Origin of the sequence: Stenotrophomonas sp. SMYL11, from assembly GCF_036320005.1 — a bacterium.
GTDB lineage: Bacteria > Pseudomonadota > Gammaproteobacteria > Xanthomonadales > Xanthomonadaceae > Stenotrophomonas > Stenotrophomonas maltophilia_A.
Window position 1 is genome coordinate 1 of record NZ_JAWIRS010000023.1, and the last position, 24,494, is coordinate 24,494.

18 protein-coding genes are annotated in these 24,494 nt (G+C 65.6%); 8 read left to right on the forward strand and 10 right to left on the reverse strand.

The window, feature by feature from the left end:
• Positions 1-184 precede the first annotated feature (184 nt).
• Positions 185-730, reverse strand: a complete 546-nt coding sequence (locus V3B46_RS20705; protein ID WP_329892782.1) for a WG repeat-containing protein — start codon at positions 728-730, stop codon at positions 185-187.
• Positions 727-2,433 carry an alkaline phosphatase gene (locus V3B46_RS20710; RefSeq protein WP_329892783.1) on the reverse strand — a complete coding sequence of 569 codons (1,707 nt, stop codon included), beginning with the start codon at positions 2,431-2,433 and terminating at the stop codon, positions 727-729. Before V3B46_RS20710 ends, V3B46_RS20705 begins: the two co-directional genes overlap by 4 nt.
• A gap of 154 nt (positions 2,434-2,587) precedes the next feature.
• Between V3B46_RS20710 and V3B46_RS20715 the strand changes: the two genes are divergently transcribed.
• Positions 2,588-3,922: a dicarboxylate/amino acid:cation symporter gene (locus tag V3B46_RS20715; RefSeq protein ID WP_005410518.1), complete on the forward strand. Its 1,335-nt coding sequence runs from the start codon at positions 2,588-2,590 to the stop codon at positions 3,920-3,922.
• Between the two features lie 306 nt (positions 3,923-4,228).
• Here the strand turns inward: V3B46_RS20715 and V3B46_RS20720 are convergent, their stop codons facing one another.
• Entirely contained in the window at positions 4,229-5,002 is a 774-nt protein-coding gene (locus tag V3B46_RS20720; protein WP_154353077.1) for a C40 family peptidase, read from the reverse strand.
• A 131-nt stretch (positions 5,003-5,133) separates the two neighbouring features.
• On the reverse strand, positions 5,134-5,673 hold the full coding sequence (locus tag V3B46_RS20725) for a C40 family peptidase (RefSeq protein ID WP_154353645.1): 540 nt from the start codon (positions 5,671-5,673) through the stop codon (positions 5,134-5,136).
• 111 nt (positions 5,674-5,784) lie between these two features.
• Between V3B46_RS20725 and V3B46_RS20730 the strand changes: the two genes are divergently transcribed.
• The 7 genes from V3B46_RS20730 (at position 5,785) to V3B46_RS20760 (ending at position 12,364) form a co-directional block, all read left to right on the forward strand.
• A complete protein-coding gene (locus V3B46_RS20730; protein ID WP_043034821.1) occupies positions 5,785-6,267 on the forward strand; it encodes an FKBP-type peptidyl-prolyl cis-trans isomerase in 483 nt (160 codons plus the stop codon).
• A 99-nt stretch (positions 6,268-6,366) separates the two neighbouring features.
• Positions 6,367-7,611 (forward strand): DUF418 domain-containing protein, encoded by a 1,245-nt coding sequence (locus V3B46_RS20735; protein WP_154353076.1) that lies wholly within the window; start codon positions 6,367-6,369, stop codon positions 7,609-7,611.
• A gap of 3 nt (positions 7,612-7,614) precedes the next feature.
• Positions 7,615-8,865, forward strand: a complete 1,251-nt coding sequence (locus V3B46_RS20740) for an NAD(P)/FAD-dependent oxidoreductase (RefSeq protein WP_164171592.1) — start codon at positions 7,615-7,617, stop codon at positions 8,863-8,865.
• Positions 8,862-10,220: a glutathione-disulfide reductase gene (gorA, locus tag V3B46_RS20745; protein WP_164171593.1), complete on the forward strand. Its 1,359-nt coding sequence runs from the start codon at positions 8,862-8,864 to the stop codon at positions 10,218-10,220. Before V3B46_RS20740 ends, gorA begins: the two co-directional genes overlap by 4 nt.
• A 120-nt stretch (positions 10,221-10,340) precedes the next feature.
• Positions 10,341-11,261 carry a DMT family transporter gene (locus V3B46_RS20750; RefSeq protein ID WP_329892784.1) on the forward strand — a complete coding sequence of 307 codons (921 nt, stop codon included), beginning with the start codon at positions 10,341-10,343 and terminating at the stop codon, positions 11,259-11,261.
• Entirely contained in the window at positions 11,168-11,596 is a 429-nt protein-coding gene (locus tag V3B46_RS20755; protein WP_489686302.1) for an MGMT family protein, read from the forward strand. Before V3B46_RS20750 ends, V3B46_RS20755 begins: the two co-directional genes overlap by 94 nt.
• A 93-nt stretch (positions 11,597-11,689) precedes the next feature.
• Positions 11,690-12,364, forward strand: coding sequence for a rhomboid family intramembrane serine protease (locus tag V3B46_RS20760; RefSeq protein ID WP_032128229.1), 675 nt, complete (start codon positions 11,690-11,692; stop codon positions 12,362-12,364).
• Between the two features lie 173 nt (positions 12,365-12,537).
• Here the strand turns inward: V3B46_RS20760 and V3B46_RS20765 are convergent, their stop codons facing one another.
• From V3B46_RS20765 to V3B46_RS20790, 6 genes are all read right to left on the reverse strand, one after another.
• Positions 12,538-14,121 carry a phytoene desaturase family protein gene (locus V3B46_RS20765; RefSeq protein WP_329892785.1) on the reverse strand — a complete coding sequence of 528 codons (1,584 nt, stop codon included), beginning with the start codon at positions 14,119-14,121 and terminating at the stop codon, positions 12,538-12,540.
• Positions 14,122-14,197: 76 nt separating this feature from the next.
• A complete protein-coding gene (locus tag V3B46_RS20770) occupies positions 14,198-14,692 on the reverse strand; it encodes a VOC family protein (RefSeq protein ID WP_329892786.1) in 495 nt (164 codons plus the stop codon).
• A 126-nt stretch (positions 14,693-14,818) separates the two neighbouring features.
• On the reverse strand, positions 14,819-16,825 hold the full coding sequence (locus tag V3B46_RS20775; RefSeq protein WP_049460715.1) for a M13 family metallopeptidase: 2,007 nt from the start codon (positions 16,823-16,825) through the stop codon (positions 14,819-14,821).
• 198 nt (positions 16,826-17,023) lie between these two features.
• On the reverse strand, positions 17,024-19,126 hold the full coding sequence (locus V3B46_RS20780; RefSeq protein WP_329892787.1) for a M13 family metallopeptidase: 2,103 nt from the start codon (positions 19,124-19,126) through the stop codon (positions 17,024-17,026).
• Between the two features lie 190 nt (positions 19,127-19,316).
• The gene (locus V3B46_RS20785) at positions 19,317-22,184 is read right to left on the reverse strand and encodes a TonB-dependent receptor plug domain-containing protein (RefSeq protein ID WP_154264100.1); all 2,868 of its coding nucleotides are present in this window, start codon (positions 22,182-22,184) and stop codon (positions 19,317-19,319) included.
• 187 nt (positions 22,185-22,371) lie between these two features.
• Positions 22,372-24,399, reverse strand: a complete 2,028-nt coding sequence (locus V3B46_RS20790; RefSeq protein ID WP_329892788.1) for an alpha/beta hydrolase family protein — start codon at positions 24,397-24,399, stop codon at positions 22,372-22,374.
• Between the last annotated feature and the right edge of the window lie 95 nt (positions 24,400-24,494).

Consider the following 24,494-nt stretch of genomic DNA (forward strand, 5'->3'; position numbering starts at 1 on the left):
GGGGCGGTGTGGGTGGGCAGGACCGTTGGCGCCATGGATGGCGCCATCGAGCCCCCATGGACGGGTTTACGGCGTGTCCTGACCACCCACACCGCCCTGCCCAACTCACAGAAAACCAGAGCCGCTTTGGCTGTTGCTGTTGCTCTGGCTTGCAGCAGGTGCAGGGCGCAGCCCTGCCGAAAACCTACTTCACCCGACGGCCCGAACGGTCGATGCGGAACCGCTCTCCGCCTTCCATCGGCGTGTGGCCATCGACATCCGGCGTACCACGACGGCAACCATTGCAGACCTCGGCCACGCTATCCTGGAACGGCCAACCGAAATCGAAGGTGCCGGGCACCGCCTGGCGGAACTTCAGATCGAAGTAGGCCACGCGGTTGCCGACGCGTGCGCGCAGCAGGCCTTCCTGCGGCGTTTCCGGACCGTTGTCCCAGGTCAGCACCGGCAGGCTGCGGCCCTTGCGGTCAACGTAGTGGAAACCCTGGTCGGCGTACACCACGGCCAGGCCATGGTCGTCGTAATTCAGGTCCTTCAAGGTGTCGGCACTGATCTTCGGCCGGTGATCGACCACTTCGCAGTTGGGCAGCGGCCACAACCCGTGTTCGTCGGTCAGCAGCTTGCACGCAGGTGCCTGTGCCGCTGCATTGGCACTGACCAGCACGCCAAGCAGGACCAGCGACCGCGCGAAGCGGCCGCTGGCAGGGGCAGGGTGGGCCTGCCTCACGATCACTTGGCCTCGGCCTTGCGCTCGAAGGCCGTCGGTGTCGGCAGCTGAACCGGCACGCCCTTGTCATCGCAGGTGCCGGCCTGGCACAGGCGCTCGCGCAGGGCCGGGGTGGCCTGCACGATCATGTGGTAGATCGCGTTCTGTTCCAGCGTGCCGCGGATCGCCTTGCTGCCCGGGCCGCGTGCCCAGATACCGACATCTTCGCCGCCGTGCGACTCGGACTTCATCGGCACCAATGCTTCCTGCATGTAGTCCGGATGCTCGGTGTCGACCTCGCGCAGGTTCGGGCGGCCGTTGGCCGGTTCGAAGCTGCTCGGGTTGTGCGGGTAGCGCTTGGTGCCGGCCGGCTGCTGGTTGCTGGCGCCGGTGTGGCCCGGGCCATTGGCGTAGCTCAGGGTGGTGTACGGCTGGCCGCTGCCGTCCAGCGCGTAGTCGAGCTTGCCGGCGCCGTCTTCGCCGCCCTTGTCCTTCACCTTGCCCAGGATCGGGTTGCCGCGTGCCGGGTAGCCGACGAAGTTCAGAGTGTGCGAGTGGTCGGCGGTGACGATGATCAGGGTGTCGTCGGCCGAGGTCAGTTCGTTGGCCACGCGCACCGCGTCGGACAGGGCCACGGTCTCGGTCAGCGCACGGTAGGCGTTGCCGCTGTGGTTGGCGTGGTCGATGCGCGCCCCTTCGATCATCAGCACGTAGCCTTCCTGGTGCCTGGCCAGATTCTTGATGGCTGCAGCCGTCAGTTCGGCCAGGCTCGGCTCACCACCCGGATCCTGCGGGCGCTCGTATTCGTAGCGCATGTGGTCCGGCTCGAACAGGCCGAGGATGGCCGGCGCATTCGCGGCGGCGGCCAGCTGCTTGCTGTTCCACACGTACGCGCCCTGCGGATGCGCCTGCTGCCACTCCTGCACCAGGCTGCGGCCGTCCAGGCGCTGGCCGACCTTGTCGTCGTACTCCGGGTCGCGTTCTTCTACGGTGGTGAATTCACCACGGCCGCCGCCGAGGGCGACCAGCGGGCCACGGCCATAGCGCGAGGTCGACAGCAACTGCTGGGCGATGTCCTTGCAGCCGGCGGCCTTGGCCGCTTCGGTCAGGTCGGTGTCGTTTTCCCAGTTGCGCTCGGGCGAATGCGCATAGGTGGCGGCCGGAGTGGCATGGGTCAGGCGTGCGGTGGACACCACGCCGGTGGCCAGGCCGGCGCTGTCGGCCAGCTGCAGCCAGGTCAGCAGGCCCTTGGACAGGCTGTCGGCGCAGTCGGTGCGGCTGCCGGCGCTGACGCCGATCGCGCCCATGTGGGTCTTCACGCCGGTGGTGATGGCGGTCATGGTGCCGGCCGAATCCGGGGTCTGCGAATCGGTGTTGTAGGTCTTGCTGAACGCCGTGGCCGGGAAGCGCTCCCAGGACAGCAGGTTCTCTTCACCCGAGCCGCCTTTCTGCTGGCCTTCGTAGATGCGCGAGGCCGCCACGGTGGTCAGGCTCATGCCGTCACCGAGGAACAGGATGACGTTCTTGGCCTTGCCGGACATCGCGCCGTTGGCGGCGGCCTGGGCGGCGCCACTGCGGTACCACCACTGCGGGGTCTCGCCGGCCGGATGGGCGACGGGATCGACGGCGACCTTCAGGCCGGACGGGGCGGACGCGGGGGCGGTGCTGGCGCAGGCGCCCAGCAGCAGGGTGGTGGCGCAGGCGGCCAACAGGGAGACGGAACGGCGCATGGACGCTGGGATCTCACAAACTGTAACGGGACGTTCATTATGCCCGGCCCCGCAAGGCACGCCGATGACACACTGATTTGTCGGCCGGGCGGTCGTTCTGCGGGCCGCCTTGGGCTATCGTGCCAGCATCCCTTCCTTCCCCTCTGGATTGCCTATGAAGCTGGTCTCTGCCTGGCTGCGGATTCCATTCTGGCAGCGCGTGGTCGGTGGCTTCGTGCTCGGCGCGCTGGCCGGCTGGGCGCTCGGCCCGGCCGCGGAAACGTGGTTCGGCCCGCTCGGCGAGCTGTACGTCACCCTGATCAAGATGATCGCCGTGCCGCTGGTGTTCTTCGCGGTCATCAACGCGATCTCGTCGCTGCACGGCCAGAAGTCGGTTGCCGCGCTCAGTGGCCGCACCTTCCTGTGGTTCGTGATCACCGCCGCGCTGGCGGTGTGCGTCGGCCTGGGCGTGGGCACCGTGCTGCAGCCCGGCGCCGGTGGCCTGCAGCTGACCATGGCCAGCAACTACGTGCCGCGCGAAGTGCCCAGCGTGGTGCAGGTGCTGCTGGACGTGGTGCCGGCCAATGTCTTCTATGCGCTGTCCGGCATCGGCACCAAGGTCAATGCGGCCGGTGAGACCGTGCTGGCTGCCGGTCGCGGCTCGATCCTGCCGGTGATCTTCTTCGCGGGCCTGGTGGGCTTTGCCATCGTCAAGCTGGGCGAGAAGGTGACCGAGGCGCGCAAGCTGGTCGGCCAGATGAGCGACATCATGATCCAGGTGACCCGCTTCGTGCTGGAAGTCACCCCGATCGGCACCTTCGGCCTGATTGCCGGCCTGGTCGGCAGCTACGGCTTCGAGAAACTGCTGCCGCTGGGCCACTTCGTGCTGGCGCTGTACGTGGCCTGCGCACTGCACATCGTGGTGGTCTACAGCGCACTGCTGCTGGCACATGGCCTGAACCCGCTGAAGTTCTTCCGTGGCGCGGCGCCGGGCATGCAGGTCGCCTTCGTCAGCTCGTCCAGCTTCGCCGCGATGCCGGTGGCGCTGCGCTCGATCACCCACAACCTGGGCGTGAACAAGGACTACGGTTCGTTCGCGGTGCCGCTGGGCGCCAGCATCAAGATGGATGGCTGCGGCGCGATCTATCCGGCGCTGTGCGCGGTGTTCATCGCGCAATACAGCGGTGTGCCGCTGACCCCGGAGCAGTACGTGGTGGTGCTGATCGCCTCGGTGCTGGGCAGCTTCGGTACGGCCGGCGTGCCGGGTACCGCGGTGATCATGGCCACGGTGGTGCTGAGCGCAGCCAACCTGCCGCTGGAGACCATCGGCTACCTGTATGCCATCGACCGCATCCTGGACATGATGCGCACGATGACCAATGTGACGGGCCAGATGCTGGTGCCGGTGATCGTGGCCAAGGAAACCGGGCTGCTCGACCAGGCGGTGTATGACAATCCGTCCAGCAATGTGGGCGTGGACGATCCTGACCCGACTCCGCCACGCGGCTGAGGTTGCGTGGAGATGAAAGGCCCGCCGTAAACCGGCGGGCTTTTTGTTTGGGAGCTGGCTGGCGCGGTGGCGGTCAAGCCGGGCCTGGTAGATCCACGCCATGCGTGGATGGAGGCGGTGCCGACCAACGGTCGGCCCCCACCAAAGGTCAGTGCCCACCAGAGGTCAGTGGATCCACGCCTTGCGTGGATGAAGGCCGTGCCGACCAAGGTCGGCAGCTATACCCACCATTGCGCGGGCCCAACAAAAAAGCCGCTGCAGGGCAGCGGCTTCTTGTCTCTCAGGCGGCGCCTTGGCGCCAGCAGGTCAGAGATCGACCCGGCGGGCCTGCATGAACTTGTTGCCCCAGTAGCCGCTGAGCAGGGTGTCCACGCGCACGTCCTTGCCGGAGCTCGGTGCGTGCAGGAAGCGGCCATCGCCAACATAGATGCCGACGTGGTCGACGCGGCCCTTGCGGCCGAAGAACACCAGGTCACCCGCGGCCAGCGCGGTGCGGTCGTTGATCAGTTCGGCGTTGTCATCGTGCGCCATTTCGCGGGAGACGCGCGGCAGCTCGATACCCAGGGCCGAGCGGAACACGTAACCGACCAGGCCGCTGCAGTCGAAACCGCTGTCCGGGTTGCTGCCACCCCAACGGTACGGGGTGCCCAGCAGGGTCATCGCGCGGCGCAGCAGCGACTGCACCTTGCCGTTGTCGGCGGCGGTGCCGACAACGCTGCCATTGGCGGCGCTGCTGGTGTCGTAGTTGGCAAGCAGGCGGCTGAGATCACCGGCCACCACGGCCGAGCGATCCATCAGCGGAATGGTGTCGTTGGCAGCCAGGTGCGGCAGCAGGGCGGCCAGCGTGGCGCTGGCGGCGGCATCGACGCGGCTGCGCTGCGGAGCGGCAGCCTCAGCCTTGGTGGCCGGTCGGGGGGGGCTCTCGGCCACCGGGGCCGGGGTCACATCGGAACGATTCGGAGCAGTCTGCGACCAGGCCGGAAGGCTGGTCAGACACAGTGCCAGGCCAAGCAACAGCGGGCGGGCACTACGTGAAGATACGGAAGTCTGGCCTTCGCTTTTCAGGTCGTCAGTCGTCACGCGTCGGTCACAGGAAAAAAACGATGGGGCATCATGCCCTGTAAAAGCGGCAATAAGTTAAAAATTCCGTTAGTAAATCGTTAGCTTCACGGTGATGTGCGTCACAATTTTGAACATATCGCCTGTTCATTTTAGCGAAGGACGCGTTTCGCCCCGGTGTAGTGGTCTTTCCAGTACGGACCGCTGAGTGAGTCCAGCCGGACCGTGCCACCGGTGCTCGGCGCGTGCACGAAGCGCCCTTCACCCACATAAATGCCGACATGGGTGACGCTGCCGCGGCTGCCGAAGAACACGAGGTCGCCGGTGGCCAGGCGCTGCGGGTCGATCTTCGGGCCCTGTACCGCCGCCAGGTCGCGCGAGGTGCGCGGCAGTTTCAGGTCCAGCATCTCGCGATAGACATAGGCCACCAAGCCGCTGCAATCGAAGCCCGAATCCGGGGTGTTGCCGCCATAGCGGTAGGGCGTGCCGACCAGGCTGATGGCACGCATCAGTACCGAGTTGGCCGCCTCGGGGTTGTCCGGCACGGTCTTCGGCCAGTTCGCGGTGGGCGGGGGCGGCGTGGGGCGGGCGGCCTTGCCGCCGCCGCAGGCGGTCATCAGCACGGGCAGGGCCAGCAGCAGGGCCGGGGCGAAGAGCCGGCGCAGGCCGGACGAAACTGGCGTGATGAGCATGATCTCCGGATAATGCGCCACCTTGGATAGGCCGTCATGATGGCGGCGTCCCCGCCGGGCGACAACCCGCCCCAACCCGCCTGCCTCCGGCAGATCCAGACAGAGTTGCGCATGAAGATCGAAAAAGACCGCGTTGTCCGCTTCCACTACACCGTTTCCGAAGTCGGCCAGGAGCCGATCGAATCGTCCAAGGACCGCGGCGAGCCGCTGGCGATCCTGATCGGCCACGGCAACATCATCCCGGGCCTGGAAAACGCCATGATGGACAAGGAAGCCGGCGCGACCTTCAGCGTCGACGTCACTGCTGCCGATGCCTACGGCGAGCGTCGTGAGGGCCTGTCCCAGCGCGTGCCGAAGAAGCACTTCGGCAACACCAAGCTGGCTCCCGGCCAGCAGGTCGTGCTGCAGACCAACTTCGGCCCGCGTGCGGTGACCGTGCAGAAGGTCGGCATGAGCGTCGTCGACGTCGACCTGAACCATCCGATGGCCGGCAAGGACCTGCACTTCGACGTGGAAATCGTCGATGTGCGCGAAGCCGGCAAGGAAGAAATCGACCACGGCCACGTCCACGGCGATGGCGGTCACCAGCACTGATCGCAGCGCGATCGTGATGGCAGCAACGGCCCGCTTCGGCGGGCCGTTGCGTTTGTGGAACACGGCGCGGCCATCCATGGCGCGCAGGCCGGCGGCATAATGGCGGACCTGCCCGACGGACGCCCTGTGAACGCCGCTTCTCCTTCCCTGCAGCCGGTGGCTTCCGGCGAACGCATCGCCGTGCTTGACGTACTGCGCGGTGCTGCGCTGCTGGGCATCCTGCTGATGAACATCGAGGCCTTCAGCGGGCCGCTGGACCTGGCGTTCACCGGCATCGACGTGCATTGGCAGGGCATCGACTACTGGGCCGACGCCTTCGTCTACGTGTTCGTGCAGGGCAAGTTCTTCACCCTGTTCTCGTTGCTGTTCGGTGCCGGCTTCGCGGTGATGGCGCAGCGCGCTGAGGTCGCCGGGCGCGACTTCACCCCGTTCTACCTGCGCCGCAGCGCTGGCTTGCTGCTGATCGGTCTGTGCCACGCACTGCTGGTCTGGTCCGGCGACATCCTGGTGATGTATGCACTGATCTCGTTGCCGCTGCTGGCCTGCCGCGAGGCGCCACGCAGCTGGCTGCCGTGGATGGGGCTGATGGTCTACCTCGGCGGTGTGGCGATGATGCTGCTGGTCGGCGCGATGGTGTCGATGGCTTCGGCCGAAGATGTGCAGGGCATGCTTGCTGAGGCGCAGCGGAGCATCGAGCTGCAGCGGCAGGTGTACGGGCAGGGCAGCTGGGCGCAGGCCAATGTGCAGCGCCTGAGTGAGTTCGGTACGTCGATGGGGGCGCTGCTGATCACCGGCCCGGAAGTGCTGGGCATGTTCCTGATCGGCAGCTGGTTCGCCGGCAGTGGCGCGCTGGCGGCGCCGGAGCGCTTCCCGCGGCTGTACGCGTCGCTGCGCTGGATCGCCTTGCCGCTGGGCCTGCTGGTCACGCTGATCGGCGTTGCCTGGAAACCCTACCTGGCACCGGGCGCCTACAACCTTCCGGTGACAGCGGCGATGGGCCTGGTGACCATAGGCGGCCTGCCGATGTGCCTGGGCTATCTGGCGTGGATCGTGCACTGGCGCACGCGGCTGGCCTGGCTGGCGCCGGTGGGGCGCATGGCGCTGACCCATTACCTGGCGCAGTCGCTGGTCTGCACGCTGCTTTTCTATCACTACGGACTGGGATGGTTCGAGGTGATGCCGCGCAGCGTGCAGCTGCTGTTCGCGCTGCTGTTGTTTGCAGTGCAGGTGGCCCTTTCGCAGGCCTGGTTGCGCCGCTTCCGTTTCGGGCCCATGGAATGGCTGTGGCGTGCGATGACCTACCGGCAGTGGCCGCCGATGCGGCGCGGGGCCGGGCAGGGCTGATCGATGCAGGGCGCGCGTGAGGATGTGATCGTGGTCGGCGCCGGTGCCATTGGACTGGCCACCGCGCTGGCGCTGCGCGCACAGGGCCGGCAGGTGCGGGTGATCGACCGTGGGCGTGTCGGCGGCGCGACCTCGCATGGCAACTGCGGCACCATCACCCCCAGCCACGCGCCGCCGCTGCCAGCGCCTGGCGTACCGTTGCGCGCGCTGCGCTGGATGCTCGATCCGCGTGCGCCGTTGTACGTGCGTACGCGACTGGACCCTGCATTGTGGCGCTGGCTGCTGCAGTTCGGGGCACGCTGCAATGCGCGTGATTGGCTGCACTCCACGCGGGCACGCGGCGCACTGTTGAATGATTCGCGGCTGCGCCTGGCGCAGTGGGTGCAGGCGCATGCGCTGGACTGCGAATTCGAGGCGCGCGGTCTGGACTATGTGTTCGGTGACGCCCGCAATTTCGATCGCCACGCTGCCGAGTGTGAGGCGCTGAACGCGCAGGGCATTGCCACGGCGCGCATCGATGGCGCCGACTACGCGCGCGACAATCCAGCTTTCCATGATCGCATTGCCGGTGCGATCCACTTCCCGGGTGATGCGCAGCTGCGTCCGGACCGCTACACCGCCGAACTGGCGCGCGTGCTGCGCGTACAGGGCGTGGTGATCGAAGAGCACTCGGACGTGCAGGATTTCAGCGCCGACGCGCAGGGTGTGCGCGTGCACATCGGCGAACGCACGCTGCACGCACGCGCGCTGGTGCTGGCGACCGGGCCGTGGTCGCCGCACTGGTCGCGGCAACTGGGCCTGCGCGTGCCGATCCAGCCCGGCAAGGGTTATTCGCTGACCTGGTCGCGACCGCTGCAGGTGCCGCAGCGCCCGGTGGTGCTGAAGGACCATTCCGTGTTCGTGATTGCCTGGCGCGAGGCGTTGCGACTGGGCGGCACCATGGAATTCGCCGGTGCCGACCCGCAGCTGCGCACGGCCCGCCTGCAGGCCCTGCAACAGGCCGCCGACCACTACCTGCGCGCGCCACGCGGTGCGCAGCTGCAGGAGCAGTGGTGCGGGTGGCGCCCCATGAGCGTGGACGACGTGCCATTGATCGGCCGAGCGCCCGCACATCCTCACGTCTGGCTTGCAGCGGGGCATGGCATGCTCGGCATCAGTATGAGCGCCGGCACCGGCCAGCTGATCGCCGATCTCGTCTGCGGCCGCACGCCAGCGATCGATCCTGCCCCTTACCGACCCGAGCGATTCCGATGAGCACTGCACCCTATGATTACGACCTGATCGTCCTTGGCGGCGGCTCCGCCGGCCTGGCTGGTGCGATCCGTGCCGCGCAGCATGGCAAGCGCGTGGCGATGCTGGAGCCCGGTGAGCTGGGTGGGACCTGCGTCAACGTTGGCTGCGTACCGAAGAAGGCGATGTGGCTGGCGGCCGACCTGCACGAGCGCATCGGCCTGGCCAGTGCGATGGGCTTCGACGTCGAGGCGCGCCCGGCGCTGTCGTGGAAGGAGCTGGTGATCCACCGCCAGGCCTACATCAGCAACATCCACACCAGCTATCACAAGCGCCTGGACGAGACCGGCGTGGTGCGCATTCCGGCGCGCGGCCATCTGCTCGATGCGCATACCGTGGCCTGCAGTGATGGCGTGCGTTACAGCGCCGACCACATCCTGATCGCCACTGGCGCACACCCATTGAGGCCCGACATTCCCGGCGCGGAACTGGGCCTGGTCTCCGATGATTTCTTCGATCTGCGAGCGGCACCTGCCGAGGTGGCGATCATCGGTGGCGGTTATATCGCGGTGGAGCTGGCCGGCCTGCTGCAGGCACTGGGCAGCAAGGTGAGCCTGCTGGTGCGTGGCCAGCGGCTGCTGGATCGCTTCGATTACGAGCTGACTGATCAGTTGGCCGAGAACCTGAAGCAGCAGGGCGTGCGCATCCATTTCGGCTATCGCCTGCGCGAACTGCAGCGCGATGGCGAACGCGTACGTGCGTTCGGCCATGACGGCCCGCTCGACAGCGTGTTCGACGCGGTGTTCTTCGCCACCGGCCGCCGCGGCAACAGTCGTGATCTTGGCCTGGAAGCGCTCGGCATCGGCATTGGCGAACACCAGCAGGTGCAGGTGGACGAATGGCAGACCACCAGCGTGCCGAGCGTGCACGCGGTGGGTGACATCGCCGGCAAGGTCGGCCTGACCCCGGTGGCGGTGGCGGCGTCGCGGCGCCTGATGGATCGCCTGTTCGGTGGCCGCCCGCAGTCGAAGATGGATTACGAGAACGTGGCCAGCGTGGTGTTCTCGCACCCGCCGCTGGGTGCGGTGGGCATGAGCGAGGAAGAAGCGCGCGCGCGTTTCGACCAGGTGAGCGTTTACCACAGCCGCTTCCGACCGATGCTGCAGGCGCTGGCCAACGGCACCCAGCGCAGCCTGTTCAAGATGGTCTGCGCCGGCCCGGAAGAACGCGTGGTGGGTATCCACCTGCTGGGCGAAGCGGCCGACGAGATCCTGCAGGGTTTCGCGGTGGCGGTGAAGATGGGCGCGACCAAGGCCCAGTTCGATGACACCGTGGCGATCCACCCGACCTCGGCCGAGGAAGTGGTGCTGATGCGCTGACCTGCGGTTGCAGAGTCGCGCCCATGCTCGACTCTACAAGGCGGGCACCGGACGCCCCCGTGCGACAATGAGCGCCCCCACGCTTTCCCGGGCCGCTCCGAGCGGCCCGCCGTCGTCCTGATGTCCAATCCCGCTTCCCGTATCGCCACCGCCTCCCCACGCATTGCGCTGGGGGGTATCGGCCTGGCAGCGATCGGCGCCATCGCTGCTTCCGGCAAGGCGATCATCGTCAAGCTCGGCCTGCGCCACGGCGTGGATGCCACCACGCTGCTTGCCCTGCGCATGCTGATGGCGCTGCCCTTGTTCGCGTTGATGGCCGTGTGGGCTGCACGCCGGGCCGAGCCGCTGTCCTGGGCCGACCGTGCCCGCGTGCTGTGGCTGGGTTTCACCGGCTACTACCTGTCCAGCCTGCTCGACTTCCAGGGCCTGCAGTACATCAGCGTGACGCTGGAACGGCTGATCCTGTACTTGAACCCGACCCTGGTGCTGCTGATCAACGTGCTGCTGGCGCGCCAGCGGCCGGGCCGATGGCAGATCGGCGCGCTGGTGCTGAGTTATCTGGGCGTGCTGCTGGCGTTCGGCCATGACCTGCAGCGTGAAGGCGGGCAGATCATCGTTGGCAGCCTGCTGGTGCTGGGCAGTGCACTCAGCTATGCGATGTACCTGTTCGGCAGCGGGCAGGTGGTCGCGCGTATCGGAGCGGTGCGGCTGACCGCTTACGCCAGCTGCGTGGCCAGCGTGCTGGTGCTGCTGCATTTCGCGGTGACTCATCCGCTGCCGTTGCTGTGGCAGGCACCGGCGCCGGTGCAGTGGTTGTCGCTGGTCAATGCCACCGTGTGCACAGTGCTGCCGGTGCTGGCGATCATGCTGGCGGTGCAGCGCGTGGGTTCGTCGCTGGCCGCGCAGGTCGGTATGCTGGGCCCTGTTTCCACCATCGTGATGAGCCTATGGCTGCTCGACGAACCGATGGGGCCGGCGCAGATCGCCGGCACCGTGCTGGTGCTGATCGGCGTTCTGCTGGTAACCCGCCTGCGGCGCTGACGCCGGAGCAGGCGCGTGCGCGCATCCTGGCGGTGATCCGCGCGATCCCGGCGGGGCAGGTGATGGGCTACGGGCAGGTGGCGATGCGCGCGGGCCTGCCCGGGCGTGCACGCCTGACCGCGCGCATCCTGGGCCAGAACGACGACCCGGACCTGCCTTGGCACCGCGTGCTGCGTTCGGATGGGCGCATTGCCATGGAGGAAGGTTCGGCTGGTTGGCGCGAACAGTCACAGCGGTTGCGCGCCGAGGGCGTGCGTGTGGAGAACGGCCGGGTGCGGATGCCGGCGACTGATCCGGCGGCGGCACTGGATGCCGCTGTGTGGGGCCCGGGCTGAGCACCGCTGGCGACTGAACAGGCTACGCCTGCCGGTCGCCAACAAGACACGGTGCTGCGGCTATGATGGAGGTCGTTCCATGCCGGTGCTCCCATGTTCCCGCGACTGCCAACCGTCACCAAGGCCCTGCTGATCGCCAACGCGATCCTGTTCCTGCTGCAGCAGCCGTTCCTGCTCGGCATGCAGACCTTCGAGCCGTTCATGCTGCAACCGCTGCAGCAGGGCTTCGATGCGTTCTCGCCGGGCGGCAACTTCCAGCCCTGGCAGCTGCTGACCTATGGCTTCCTGCATGGCAGCTTCGGCCATCTGTTCTTCAACATGCTGGCGGTCTTCATGTTCGGCGCGCCGCTGGAGCAGACCTGGGGCGAGAAGCGCTTCCTGCTGTATTACCTGGTGTGCGTGGCCGGTGCCGGCGTCTGCCAGCTGCTGGTGGGCACGCTGCTGGAAAACCCGGCCACGGTGCTGGGCGCTTCCGGTGGCGTGTTCGGCCTGCTGTTGGCCTACGGCATGCTGTTCCCCAACCAGCGGGTGATGCTGCTGTTCCCGCCGATCCCGATGAAGGCGCGTACCTTCGTGATCCTGTTCGGTGTGGGCGAACTGGTGCTGGGCATGACTGGTTGGCAGCCGGGCGTGGCCCACTTCGCGCACCTCGGCGGCATGCTGTTCGGCTGGTTGCTGATCCGCTACTGGCGCGGACAATCGCCGTTCAACAAGCGCCGCCCGCCCGGCCCACCGAAGCGCCCGAACCATCTGCGCAGCGTCAAATGATCCGAAGGATCATTTGACGCTGTAGGTGCCAACCTTGGTTGGCACGCCTTGTCCCACGCGGGTAGGTGCCAACCTTGGTCGGCACACCTTGAATGGGATCATTTGACGCGGTAGGTGCCGACCGTTGGTCGGCACACATTGCTCGGTAGATGCCAACCTTGGTTGGCACGCCTTCAGAGATCCTGCAACACCACCTGCGCGGCATTGTGCCCCGGCGCCCCCGTCACGCCGCCACCGGGATGGGTACCCGACCCACACAGATACAACCCCGGCAGGGCACCGCGATAGCCGGCCTGGCCGACCATCGGCCGTGCCGAGAACAACTGGTTGGCACTGAGCGCACCGTGGAAAATGTCACCGCCGACCAGGCCGAAGGTGCGTTCCAGATCCAGCGGCGACAGCACCTGCCGACCGAGCACGCTTCCGGCAAAGCCGGGCGCATACCGTTCGACGGTGGCAATCATCAGGTCCGCCACAGTCTCGCGGTGATCATCCCAGTGACGCCCGTCGGGCAGTACCGGTGCCACGTGCTGGCAGAACAGGCTGGCCACATGCTGCCCGCGCGGCGCCAGTGAATCATCCAGCGTGCTCGGAATCAGCATCTCTACGATGGGTTCGCGCGACCAGCCTTCGCGGCGCGCATCCAGCCAGGCGCGGTCCATGTATTCCAGGCTGGGCGCCATGATGATGCCGGCGCTGAGGTGATCGCCGGGGCCGGGCAGGGCACGGAAGTCCGGCAACCGCGACAGCGCCACGTTCATCCGGAAGGTGCCGGAAGCGCAGCGCCAGTTCGTCATGCGTTCGCGTGTGGCAGCGGGTACCTGCGTCGGCTCCAGCAGCTGCTCGTACAGCAGCTTCGGATTGACGTTGGCCACCACCGCGCGTGCACGCAGGGTTTCGCCGTTGACCAGTTCCACCCCCACGACGCGGCCTTGTTCGGTCAGTACCTGTTGCACACCGGCATCCACGCGCAGTTCGGCCCCGGCCTCGCGCGCCGCGCTGGCGATGGCTTGGCTGATGGCGCCCATGCCGCCGATCGCGTGGCCCCACGCACCCTTTACGTCATTGCACTGGCCGAATACGTGGTGCAGCAGTACGTAGGCACTGCCCACTGTATACGGGCTTGCGTAGTTGCCGACGATGCCATCAAAGCCGAACAGCGCCTTGATCGGCTCGCTCTCGAACCAACGGTCCAGGTACTCCGCCGCCGACAGCGTGAACAGGTCCAGCAGTTCCTGCCGCAGTGGCGCATCCAGCGCCGCCAGTTCGCGGCCGAGTTTCCCCATCTGCCATAGTGCGGGCAGCGCACGCCAACCGCCCGCTACACCCAGGTCGGGCGGCGCGCGCAGGGCCCATGCGCGCAGTACGTCGGCGAAGATTTCCAGGCGTGCCTCGTACGCGGGCAAGCGCTGCGCATCCCGCTCGGAGAACTTCGCCACCTCGGCCTGAGTGCGGCCAGGTGCCGACAACAGATAGCGGTCGTCGGGCAATGGCAGGAAGTTGTTGGCCGGGCGCGCGACGATGCGCAATCCATGCGCATGCAGCTGCAGGTCGTCGATCACCTTCGGCTGCAGCAGCGAGACCGTGTACGACGCGACCGAATTGCGGAAGCCGGGATGGAATTCCTCGGTGACCGCAGCGCCGCCAAGAACGCCGCGACGTTCCAGCACCAGCACCTTCTTTCCAGCGCGCGCCAGATAGGCCGCGCAGACCAGGCCGTTGTGGCCACCTCCAATGATGATCGCATCCCAGGACATCAGCACCTCTGGAAAAAGGGACGGAGGGGATTAAGTCGCAATTCGCATTGGGTCACCGGCAATGGGGGAAAACGACTTAATCCCCTCCGTCCCCTTTTTTGATCGCTGCTTCGATGGTGGCGATGTCGATCTTCTTCATCGGCATCATCGCGTTGAATGCGCGCTTGGCCAGTGCCTTGTCCTGGCTGGTCACCGCATCGATGAGCATGCGCGGGCTGATCTGCCAGGAAATGCCCCAGCGGTCCTTGCACCAGCCGCATTGGCTCTCCTGGCCACCGTTGCCGACGATCGCATTCCACAGGCGGTCGGTCTCGGCCTGGTCCTCGGTCTGGATCTGGAAGGAAAACGCTTCGCTGTGCTTGAACGCGGTGCCGCCGTTGAGGCCGACGCAGGGGATGCCGCAGACCGTGAATTCAACGGTCAGTACGTTGCCTTCCTTGCCGTCCGGATAGTCACCGGGGGCGTGATGCACGGCGGTCACCGCGCTGTCGGGCAGGATACTGGCGTAGAAGTTTGCGGCCTCGAGTGCGCCGTTGTCATACCAGACACAGATCGTGTTCTTGTGTGCCATGTCGGGGCTCCACGTTGGACGAAGCCGCAGCGATAGCATGTGCGGTGTTAACCCGGGATCGTGCTGCATCTGCAAAAGAGGAGGGCGCCCGAAGGCGCCCTCTGCGTTACCCGTGTGGCAGCTGGATCAGCGCCAGACCTTGATCTGCTCGGCTTCACTGCGCTGCATCGGCTGGCCGGCCTTGCAGCTGAAGGTGGCGCCGAAGGCCGGCAGGTTGGCCAGCGTGCCGTTGCTGCGCCACAGGCCCGGTGCACGGATGTCGGCGGTCAGGCGACGTACGGCCTCGTTCGGCGCCAGCTGCTGCGCCCACAGCGCAGACCAGGCGCGGAAGAAGCCCTGCTGCTGGGCCTGCTTGGCCTTCGGCTCCTGCGCGACATATGCCGCCCAGGCCAGTTCCAGGCCGGCGATGTCGGCCAGGTTCTCTTCCTGGGTGAGCGTGCCGTTGACCTTGGCACCCTTCACGCCCGGGAAGTCGTAGGCGCTGTACTGCGCGGCCACGCGGTTACCGAGCAGGGTCCAGGCGGTCTTGTCGGCCGGGGTCCACCAGCTGCGCAGCTCGCCCTTGGCGTCGACCAGCGCGCCCTTGGCATCGATCGCGCGGGTCAACTCATGGCCGACCAGGCCACCGAAGCTGCCGAACTTGTCGGCAGCGTCGGCCTTGGCGTTGAACACCGGGCCCTGCAGGATCGCGGCGGTGACGATCAGGCGGTTCTGGGCCAGATCGTAGGCCAGCGAAGGCTGCTGCGGCAGCACGTCCCAGCGACGGTCGGCGTTGCCCTTGCCGATGCGCTTCATTTCCTCGCGATGGCGCCAGGTCGAAGCAATCAGCATGTTGCCGCCGAACGAACCGCGGCCCATCGGCTGCACGCTGTAGTCGAGGTCGCGCAGCGGGGTGCCGATCTCGATCTTCAGCGCAGCCAGCTTGGCCTGCGCTTCGGCCTTGGCTTCGGTGCTCATCCAGCTGCTGTTCTTGACCGCTTCGATCTGCACTTCGCGCACCTTGTCGACGATCCACGCCGCCTGGCGACGATCTTCGGCGGACAGGTAACGGGCAGCGTATTCGCGACCGACCATTGGGCCAGCGGCCACGTTGATCGCCTCCAGCACGTCTTCCCAGCGCTGCGGCGGCAGGGTTTCGCCACGCAGCACGCGGCCGCGGAATTCGAACTCGGCGTCGCGGTAGGCCTTGGACAGGTACGGCGCCATCGAGTCGCCCACGCGCCAGCGCAGGTAGGCCTTCCACTGGTCCGGCTTGAGCTTGGTGACCATGCCGTCGAGCTGCTTGAACAGGCCCGGGTCGGCCAGCGAGACCAGGTCGTCGTCCACGCCCTGCGCCTTCAGGAACGCATCCAGCTGCAGGTTGCGGTAGCGGCTGTTGAGCTCCTTGGTGGAGATCGGCGCGTAGTTGTTGAACGGATTGTTGATGCCGGCCAGCGACTGCGCATTGCGCGCCAGTTCGGTTTCCAGCGCGATCACCGCCTGCGATTCGGCATCCAGCTTGGCAGCCGGGGTGCCGGTCAGCGCCAGGATCTGCTTGACGTAGTTGCGGTAGCGGCCCATCAACGCCACGGTATCGGCGTCGGTACGGGTGTAGAACGCCGGATCGGGCAGGCCCATGCCGCCCTGCATGAAGTAACCGATGTGGCGGTCCAATGCCTTCAGGTCCACGTCCGGACCGAAGTTGAAGGCCACCGGAATGCCAACCTGGTGCAGCGCGGCGATCGAGGCCGGCACATCCTTGGCCTTCTTGATGGCGTTGATGCGGGTCAGCAGCGGGGCGATCGGGTTGGATCCGTCTGCTTCCACGGCCGCTTCGTCCAGGCCACTGGCCCAGAAGTCACCCAGCAGCTTCTGCACGTTGCCCTGTGGCGCCTTCATCGCTGCGTCGAGCAGTTCACGCTGCTGCTGGCGGCTGCGGTCGACCAGTTGGCCCAGCGCGGTGGTGGCGCCGGTCTGCGGCACCGGGTTGGCCTTCAGCCAGCCTGCATTGGTGGCGTCGTAGAAGTCGCTGCACTGGGCACTGACAGCCGGGGCACGCGCGGCCTTTTTCTTGGCGGCGAAGGCATCGTGGGTCGGGACCAGAGTCGCCAGGCTGATGCCCAGGGCGATGGCAAGCGGACGGAAATTGGGCATGTGGAACGAATCCGTGATGGATTGAGGGCGCGCGCACTATAGCAAGCCGCGCATGGGCGCGGCATGCACGCATCACGCCGTGTCCGCAGGGCACCGGCATCAGGAGATCCACGCCATGCGTGGATGACATTCACCGCCAAAAACAAAGGCCCGGGAATTCCCGGGCCTCTGCAGGTGTGCCGCGGCGTCAGCCAGGGCTTACCAGATCACCACCTGCTGCTCGCCGGCGCGGGCCATCGGCGAACCGGCCTTGCACTGGAAGGCCGCGGCAAAGGTCGGCAGGTTCGACGGCGCACCCATGGCGCGGAACTGCGCCGGCGCGTGCGGGTCGGTGGCCAGGCGGACCTTGGCGTTTTCCGGGGTGTACTTGGTGCGCCACACGGTGGCCCAGTTGAAGAAGAAGCGCTGGTCGCGGGTGAAGCCATCGACCTTTGCATCTTCCTTGCCGGCGGAGGCCTTCTGCAGGGCGTCGTAGGCGGTAGCCAGGCCGCCCAGGTCGGCGATGTTCTCGCCCAGGGTCAGGTGACCGTTCACGGCCTGGCCGTCGACCTTGTACTGGTCGAACTGCTTGACCAGCTTGCCGGTCAGGCCTTCGAAGTTCTTCTTGTCAGCGGCGGTCCACCAGTCTTCCATGTTGCCGGTCGGCCCGAAGCGTGCACCCTGGTCGTCGTAACCGTGGGTCATTTCGTGGCCGATCACCGCACCGATGCCGCCATAGTTCAGTGCGTCGTCGGCCTTCGGATCGAAGAACGGAGGCTGCAGGATGGCGGCCGGGAACACGATCTCGTTCTGCAGCGGGTTGTAGTAGGCGTTGACCGTCTGCGGGGTCATGCCCCACTCGGTCTTGTCCACCGGCTTGCCGATCTTGGACAGGTTGAACTTGTAGTTGAACTCACTGGCTGCTCGCACATTGCCCAGGTAGCTGTCGCGCTGGGTCTGCAGGCCCGACCAGTCACGCCACTTGTCCGGGTAACCGATCTTCGGAGTGAAGGTTTCCCACTTGGCTATGGCCTTGGCCTTGGTTTCATCACTCATCCAGCTCAGGCCCTGGATGCGTTCCCTCAGCGAGGCGGCCAGGTTCTTCACCAGCTCTTCCATCTTCGCCTTGGCTTCCGGCGAGAAGGCAACCTTCACGTACAGCTGGCCGAAGGCTTCACCGGCGTCGTTCTCGATGGTGCCCAGCACGCGCTTCCAGCGCGGCTTCTGTTCCTTCTGGCCGTTGAGGGTCTTGCCGTAGAACTCGTAGTTCTCCTGCACGAAGGCATCGGCCAGGTACGGCGAGGCGCTGTCCACGGTGTGGAAGCGCAGGTAGGCGCGCCACACCGAAGGATCGGTATCGCCCAGCGCCTTGCTCACTTCCTCATGGAAGGCCGGCATGGCCAGCGAGAACTTCTCCGGTGCGGCCACGCCCTGCGACTTGAAGAACTCGGTCCAGCTGAAGTTCGGGGTCAGCTTGTCGGCGTCGGCCAGGGTGACCGGGTTGTAGTACAGCTCGACGTTGCGCGACAGCTCCACGCGCGACTTGGAGGCCTTGGCCAGGCGGGTCTCGAACTTGACCACGTCCTCGGCCTGCTTGGCAGCGTCGGCAGCGGCGACGCCGGACAGCTCCAGCACCTTGGCGACGTGCGCCTGGTAGGCCTTCAGCTTGTCGGCGTTCTTGGCATCGGTGTAGTAGGTGCTGTCCGGCAGGCCCAGGCCGCCCTGGCTGGCGTAGGCCAGGTTGACGGCCGAGTTCTTGAAGTCGGCTTCGGCGCCGAAGCCGAACAGGACGTTGTCACCCTTGGCCGCGCTGCTGCGCAGGTAGTCGGCGATGGCCGCCTTGTCCTGCAGGCCGTCGATCGCGGTCAGGTCGGCCTTCAGCGGCTCGATGCCCTGGGCATTGATCTTGGCTTCGTCCATGCCGGTGGCCCACAGGTCACCGACGATCTTCTCGATATGGTTCGGGTTCTTGACCTGCGCGACCTGTTCAGCCAGCTGGTGCTGCACGGCTACCGAACGCTCGTCGAGGATGGTGAACGCGCCCCAACTGGTGCGGTCGCCCGGAATTTCATTGGCGGCCAGCCACTTGCTGTTCACGTAGTCGCCGAAGGCGCCACAGGCGTCCTTGCTGGCATCCAGATCGCTGGGCTGGAAGGCGTTGTAGGCCGGCAGCTTGCTCTCGTCCAGCGTGTAGTTGGTTGCTTCGGCCGCAGCCGGCGTGGAGGCGGTGGCGTCCTTGGCCGGGGTTTCGTTCTTGCCGCAGCCGACCAGCGCGGCCGAAACGGCCAGGGTCAGCAGCACGATCTTGGGAGTACGGGTCACTTTGATGGCCTCCAGGCCGAGTGAGTCAGGGAAGGGCCGCGGGGACGGCCGTGGGCCGAACAATACGCCGCCGGCCTGCCCTGCAAGGGTGTCGAAGGTCATGGCCGGGCGCAAGGGGGCCGCTTCGGGGCCCGGAAAAGACAGACCCGGCAAAAGCCGGGTCTGTCGGGGTACTGCGATCAGGCGTGGATCAGAACTTGTACTTCAGACGCACGAACGGGGTGCGGCCGTACAGGTCGTACTGGGTCGCGAATGCCGCAATGTTGCCGTAGCGGGCATCGCTGACGCCGGTGGAGATCAGCGGCGGAGTCTTGTTGAAGATGTTGCTGACACCCACCAGGATTTCCCAGTCGGCCTGCGAGTAGCTGACCGATGCGGTGTGGTAAGTACGCGAATCGACCACGATGTCACGGTAGGAGTTCGGACGGCCCTGGTAGATGAAGACCGGATCCAGGTCGATGTCCTTGGTCTTGTGGATGTAGGTGGTCAGCCAGTTGAAGGTCCAGTCTCCACGGGTCAGGCTGAGTGCCAAGTTGCCCACAACCTTCGGACGCCCGATGTCACCGAGAAGCTCATTGGACGAAAGGCCACTTTCTTCAGCGCTGGAGAAGACCTGCTGGGTATCCTCGATGGTGTAAGTGACCTGGGTTTCGGCAGAGAACTTGCCGAACGAGAAGTCGTGGTCGAAGTTCGCAGTCAGATCGTAGCCGCGGGTGCGCTGCTTGTTGATGTTGACGTACTGGTTGTACACATCAGTGATGTTCCAAGCCTCATCGCCGGTGCCGGGGTTGCGGACCAGCAGGCCGCAGAAGGCGTTCGGATACACCGCAGCACCATAGCAACCCTTGACGATGTCCGCCGTGGTGATCTGGCCGATCTCGTTCTTCACCTGATAATCGAAGTAATCGATTGCCACACTCAGATTGGCAAAAGTGGGGGTGAACACGATACCTGCGGTCTTGGCACGGGAGGTCTCCGGAATCAGCTGGCCTGCACCGCCGCCCGAATATACAGTTGCACTGCTGCCGGCACCTGCGTAGTCGGCAGGAATGCCTGCCGCGGCACAGTTGCGCTGGTAGTTGGTGTTGGAGCTCTCACCCCAGCGGATGCAGGGGTCGATGCCGGTCTGTCCCAGGAAACCGGTCTGGTTGCCCAGATACAGCTCATACAGGCCCGGAGCACGGTAGGAGGTGCCGATCGAGCCGCGCAGGCGCAGCGACGGAATGACCTGCCAGTTGAGGCCCACCTTCCAGACCTCGTCGGTGCCATCCACCGAGTCGTACTGGAATGCGCGGCCGGACGCGTTCAGGCTCAGCGACTCAATCGCGGGCAGGCCCTTCAGCAGCGGAACATCGAATTCAACAAATGCTTCCTTGACCCTGTCGTCGCCCTTCGTGACATTGGCCGAGCTCGAGCCCCAAAGGTCCTGTGCCTTTGACAGTTCACCCGGCTGGTCATCGATCGAGTAGTAGCGGTACTCCAAGCCCGCAGCTACGCCCACAGCACCTGCCGGCAGCTCGAACAGGTCGCCGCTGACGACGGCATTGATCGTGGCCTGCTTGTAGATCGTCTTACCCCAATCCCACTGTCCCAGCAGATTGCTGAGTTCATCGACTTTGGCCCCGCTCAGATAGCCCGGATCGAGGTAGTTCAGTGTCGGCGCGTTGTCAGTGTAGTCAACGTCGCCGGTCTTGGAGGCCTGGATGCCAAAGTTGCCGTACTTGCCCTTGGAGTGGCTGAAGTTGGCATTGACTTCCCATGCCCAAGTGTCAGTGCCCTTGAACAGACCATCGAGCTTGGTGGCGCCGTAGAAGTAGTCGACCGTGACGTCCTGCTGCGACTTGAACGGCATGATCGGACGGATGACGCCGGTGAAGCCCGAACCTGCCGGTGCCTGGATCCGCGGGAAGAACTGGCGCCAGCGGAAGGATTCGGTCTCGCGACGGTTGAACAGCCACTGGGTCTTCCAGTTGACGGAGTCGAAGGCGAAATCGGTGGCTACGAAGACGCTTTTGCGCTCCTGCTGGTTGATGATCTGCTCTTCACCAAAGCGTGCGAAGTTCAGCGGCTCATCATAGTAGGCCTGGCCGCCGCCAGCGTAGGTACGGGTGGTACGCGGGCGATAGCCGGGGAGTGGGCCGATGGTGTTGCCTTCCGGTGAAGGGACATAGCGGATGGCACCTACGTCGACAACGTTATGCAGCAGGTTGTTGCAGTTTGCCAGGTTGGTGCCGGCAGTGATTGAGCGGTCCTGACGGTCGATGCGGTTGCCATCGGCATCCTTGACCAGATCATTGCTGCAGTTCAGGTAGTCACGGTCGTTGCGGTTCAGTTCGTAGTGCTTGTACCACTCTGCCGCAGCCACGATGCTGCCTTTCTCGAAGTTCCAGCCGTTGGCCAGTGAGGCAGCGAACACTTCACCGCCGCCTTCGGTCGGCACGCGGCCGGTAACGGTCAGCTCCGGGCGCTCGATGTTCTTCTTGGTGATCAGGTTGACCACACCGGCCACGGCGTCGGAACCATAGATCGAGGACGAACCGTCCTTCACGATCTCGGCACGCTGCAGGATGGCGGTGGGAATGACGTTCAGGTCGAAGGCGCCGACGGCGCCACGGGTACCGGCTGGGCCGGGGCGCTGGCCATCGAGCAGCACCAGGGTGCGGTTGGCGCCCAGGCCACGCAGCGAAACCGTCTGCACGCCAGTACCGCCGTCCACGACGAAGCCGCCGAACTGGTGGGTGATCTGGGTTTCGGCCGAACCGATGGCCGACTTCTGCAGGAACTCGGCCACGTTGACCTGGCCCTGCTTCGCGTTGGTTTCGGCATTGATCGTGAACACCGGCGAGGTGGTCTCATAGTCCGCACGACGGATCAGAGAGCCGGTGACAGTAATCTTGTCAAGATCCGTCGCGCGCTGGGAAGACGAGGAAGTGCTTGACGCCTTTGCTTCCTGCGGGGTGGATTCCTGGGCCAGAGCCGGTGCGACCTGCAGGCAGGCCAGCACAGCAAGAGTCAACGGGACGCGGCTTGGCTTGGTTTGGCGGTTGGCGGTGCGCATTTCGTTTTGATCCCCACTTGTTATGCTTCGGTTAATGGAGTGTATGTGTCGCGTAAAGTAAATGCAACATGAATGATAAAGATCTTTAACTTGTTGTTAGTAAGGGAAAATTCAGGGATTTGCGCATGAAAAAGCCCCTGCCGCGCGGGCAGGGGCTTGGAGGGAGGCGCTTGATGCTGGGGAGAGATCAGAGGCCGCCGGGGCCGCAATCCTTGCTCAGGTAGTCGGCCATGAGCGTCAATGTCGTCCGGAAGTGCACGGGGTACCACGGCATGCTGTGCGGCATGTCGGGGATCAGCTCGAACCGGGCTGGGACCTTGCCCTGTACGCCGTTGTAGAAGTTCCTCGCATGGAAGGACGGCGTGCGTACGTCACGGTCGCCGACGAAGGTCAGCAGAGGAATCGTGGCCTTCGCGGTGTTCTGCATCGGGTCCATGCCCTTCACCGTGCGCCCCTGCAGAATGCGTTGCAGGCGGTTCTGGCTCCAGGAGGTGCCCAGCCGGCCAAGATCGGTGACCGGGGCACCCGCGATGGCGCACTGGTAGGGCGATGGGCTCCGGACCGTTGCGGCGGCAGCCGCGAAGCCGCCGTAGGAATAGCCGAAGATCGCGATACGGTCCTTGGCGGCGATGCCCTGTGAGACGAGCCAGGCGGCGCCGTCATCCTTGTCGTCCTGCATCTTCTGCCCCCACTCGGCGTCACCTGCCAGCCAGAGCTTGCGGCCAAGGCCGGCGCTGCCGCGGTACTGGGGGCGCAACACGGCGTAGCCGCGCGAAGTGAAGAACGGTACCCAGCCGGATGCATCCCAGCCGGTGTAGTCGCGCGCCCACGGCCCGCCGTGCGGATGAACGAGTGCCGGCAGCGGGCCGTCGCCCTGCTTCCAGCCCGGCGGGAGATCCAGAATCGCTGGAATCTGCAGCCCATCGCGTGCGGTGTAGGTCACCCAGCGTTGTTCGCCAATCTGTTTGCTGTCCACCCAGGGGCGCTCGCTGCCCAGCGGCACGACATTCTTGCGATCAGCCAGGATGAAGTAACTCTTCGGGTTGCGGTTGCTTTCCGTGGTGAACAGCACGCGCGAAAGGTCGTCGTTGTAGCCGGTGATGTAGATGCTCAGGCCGGGATAGGCTTTCTGCAGGCCCTCCTGCAGGGCCTTCATCTGCGGATCCACGTACACGGCCTGTCGCTGCGGACCGTCGATATAGAAGCCGAGGACCTGGTTGAAGTTGCTCTTGCGCGTGCCCAGGATCAGTGAACTGATCGAGAAGGATGGATGGGCGGCCAGAGGCTCCTTGTCGAACTCCTTTTTGGCGGGATCGTACAGTCGCGCCTGCACCAGATCGGAGAACTGGTCGGTCAGCACGTACAGCTTGCCGCTGTCATCGTCTATGCCGACGACTTCCACCGTATAGCGTTCGCTCAGTCGGGTGGTCAGGGGGGCGTGCACTTCGAACTGGCCGGCGCTGTTCTTGATCAGAATGCGTTGTTCGAAATCGTCGGAGCCGGCGGATTCGATCTGGGTCTGGGTCAGGACTTCACCTGTGCGGGGATGGAACAAGCCGGGTGACGTGCGGGAGCTGCCCTTGAACAGCAGTTCGGTCTGGCCCGTGCGCAGGTTGAAGCGATAGTAGTTGGCCTGCAGCGTTGCTTCGTTGAGCTGACTGATGATGACCCTGTCTGCATCCAACGGCAGTCCATGGACGAGTGAGGCGGTACCCGCAAGTTCGAGGCAGCGAAGGGTCTCGGGGCTGACCCCGAGCGTGCGGGTGTTGTTGGCGAAGGCCTCGTCGAACTTGGTCTGGGTGGCGTCGGTGAGGTAGGCCTTGGTCAGGAAGGTCTTGGTGGCTCCCGTACTGTTGCCTTCACCGCAGCCGCCGAGTTTGCCTGTCCATTCCTGGCGCCCGATGACGAGGTTGCGTCCCGCCTTCAGTGCGCTTGCCGCGATGAACTTCATCCGGTCACCGGATGGCGTGATGGCGACCGGACCGGCGCCGAGGTTATCCAGGTTCCAGTTGGCCAGGGCGGTATCGCTGTTGTCGCTGCCGGGTGCGGCGACGATCGCGACCAGCTGCTTGCCGTCGGCGCTCATGGTGACCGACTGGATGGTTGGGATCTTGGCGAAATCCTCGGCTGGCAGGGGGCTTGCGAGGGCAGGGGCAATGCACAGCGCCGCCAGTGCGGCGGCGCCAAGGCGGGCTGGGGTCAAGCGCAGTTCCATGGTCGGCAGGGTCCTTGTGGCGGGCACATCAACATGACCTGAAGATGAACGAAGACGTGAATCCAGTCAACTTGGCGTGAATGCCCGGGTGGCCG